Consider the following 2,476-nt stretch of genomic DNA (forward strand, 5'->3'; position numbering starts at 1 on the left):
CACATGTTCAGACGAAGGCCGCTTCCGCGTCCGGCAGTTACCAGACCGAGTGATCAAGTTCGACGCATCATTCGACGCCAGAGGTTAAAGATCAAGCTAAGGGCTGTCCCGTAATCTCTGGTGGATCAGCGTGCGGCGTCAGATGCGGTGCATCGCAAGGCGGAGGGACCTCCGCATACTGGATGTATGCGGACGTTCCGACATCGCGGCGAGGTGCCGTAGCTGTCGTCGCACGCCCGCCAGGGATTACGGGACAGCCCTTAGGCAGACGTGGCATTAACGCGCCCTCACGGTGGCCCCATCACACCCCCTCACACTGCCTGGCACGCCATTCCGCGGCCCTTGAAGCGATACATGCCAGTGCTGCAGAGACGAGGAGGTGAAAGTCCTCCCGCGCCCCCTTGTCTATTCGGATGCTGGTGACTGTCTGGGGCTGTCGGCGGTAGGGCTCCTGGTGGTGTCAGGCCCGGTCCTATGGACGTTCCTGGCCCGCAGACGGCTGTCAGCCGCGTTCGGGCTGTTCTGTGGCCCAGGCGTAGCCCAGTTCGGCGAAAGCGGCTCGCTGTTCCGCGTTCAGACGGTCGCGCCTGGTCTTCTGGTTGCTTTGCTCAGAAATACCCGTAGCCGGACCATCGAACCGTCCGGCAGTTCTTCGACGTGTGTCGTCGTCCGGCCAGGGTGACGGGCCTGGCTCATGTCCTGTCCGGTGGCGCGGGCGTTTCCGGATGGACTGTCAGCACCGGTCGCGGTCCGAAACTGCGTCGAACGGCAGGGTTGCCAGCACCTACGATGACGCCCGTGCACCCGCCGCAGCCCAGTGGCGTCGACCTGGCCCGCGTCGCACTGCGCGCCGCCAAGGTGGCAGCGCAGAAGAACGGCGGCGGCCGTACGGCGCAGCCCAAGCCGCGTACGACCCGGGTGGTCCGCCGCGACGGGCGCGAGCCGTGCGCTTTTGGTGTGACTGAGCGCTGTAGTTGGCCTGTCCGGCCAGGCGGGCGCGCAAGTGGAGGCTCGGGCAGGAGAGCCTGGTCATCCAGGGGCCAGCCGTCGCTGGACTTCGGGTACCGGCTCGAATCCTTTGAGTTCCAGCTCCTCGACGGCGTCGCCCTCGAGCTTCGTGACGGTCTTGGACCAGTAGCCCCCGTGGTGGGCCAGTGCCATGGACACTCGGCAGTCGCCGGCCGGGAACCGCCATCCGTTCACGTGACCCTCTGGGGCATCGGCTTCCAGAACGCGCGGGCCCCCTCGCACGCCGGGCCGGGGGCAGAGCGATGCCACCCCAGGGCTCCTCGAACTCCACGGCCCAGAAGCGCTCGCGCCGTCGTCCGACTGCGGAACCGGATCGGCCGATATCAGCGGCGCGATCCGGTCCCACAATCGCATCAGTGATCGCTTGCCGGACAGGTCCGCCCGATCAACTGACCACTCATTGAAGAGACACGCTCCAGACTCAGCTCTTGATGTCGACAACCTTCAGGTTGGTCGGGTAGCCGCCACCGCAGTTGAGCGTCGCCGCCTTCTCCGTACCGCGGGTGCGGTAGCCGGGGTCTCCCTTGTAGGGGCCGTGCGTGCTGCCCGGACCGGCGCACATGGCCTGGACGTTCCAGGTGCCGCTGCCCGACGTGCAGAAGCCCACGGCCGTGTGGTTGTTGGTGTGCGAGACGTACGCCGTGCAGCCGGACGGACCGCCGGGGGCGGCCTGGGCCGCCCCCGTGGCGCCGAGTATCATGCCTGCGGCCAGGAGGCCCGACGCCGACGTGGCGGTTACGAACTTCTTGAGTGTGCTGGTCATGCACCCTCCCCGTTTCGAACGGATCTTCTAACCCGCGCGAAGGTAGTTCAGTACGAGGATGGGCCGCGTCATGCCCAGGGATGACTAAGACAGGGCACCTGATGGTGTACAGCAGTCGCCGCTCGCCGCAACTGTGGCAGTCGACAACTGACGAACAGCCACCACTAGACGCCAGAGGGGGACTCGTGTTGCCTCCCCCTCAAATGCCGCTCTGCACAAGCAAGAAGAGCACGTCTGGCGGGTGGTGCTCTTCTTGCTTGTGCAGGGGTCTGGATTCCCTTCCAAGGAGGCAGACGGCCGGAGCGGGCAAGCACCGCCGGGCCGCTCCGGTTGTGAGGGCATCCCAAGGCTTTTCAGGAGGGGGCAGGCCTACCGTGCCCGCCGACTCCCCCCGTCTGAAAAGCCGTCCCTGGCCGTCCTAGAGAGTTGAAGGAAAACAGCGTCCACAGCGTCCGACGGGCGCGCCTCGCTCGCGCACCTCATGCCGAGCAGCCGGGACCGTGCCAGGAAGGCGCTCGCTCTGGCACTTCGGCCGCCGCAGGATCCGGAGCGCTGAGGGCCCACAGTGGGCCCAGGCCGCGAAAAATCGCGAAGCGGACCTCGGCCCACTCCGCATCCGTCATGTCACTCGGATAGCACCGCGTCCGCCGTCCCTGAGCGATCGAACCGAACCTGTGGACGTAG

The 2,476-nt window shown here is 66.5% G+C and carries 2 protein-coding genes; both read right to left on the reverse strand.

Going from position 1 to position 2,476, the window contains the following annotated elements; translation table 11 throughout:
- Window positions 1–1,029: 1,029 nt before the first annotated feature.
- Window positions 1,030–1,161, reverse strand: a complete 132-nt coding sequence (locus tag IG99_RS51580) for a hypothetical protein (RefSeq protein WP_267882617.1) — start codon at window positions 1,159–1,161, stop codon at window positions 1,030–1,032.
- A gap of 289 nt (window positions 1,162–1,450) precedes the next feature.
- Window positions 1,451–1,792 (reverse strand): hypothetical protein, encoded by a 342-nt coding sequence (locus tag IG99_RS43190; protein WP_037684498.1) that lies wholly within the window; start codon window positions 1,790–1,792, stop codon window positions 1,451–1,453.
- Between the last annotated feature and the right edge of the window lie 684 nt (window positions 1,793–2,476).

This window comes from Streptomyces griseus subsp. griseus, from assembly GCF_000720255.1.
Taxonomy (GTDB): domain Bacteria; phylum Actinomycetota; class Actinomycetes; order Streptomycetales; family Streptomycetaceae; genus Streptomyces; species Streptomyces griseus_I.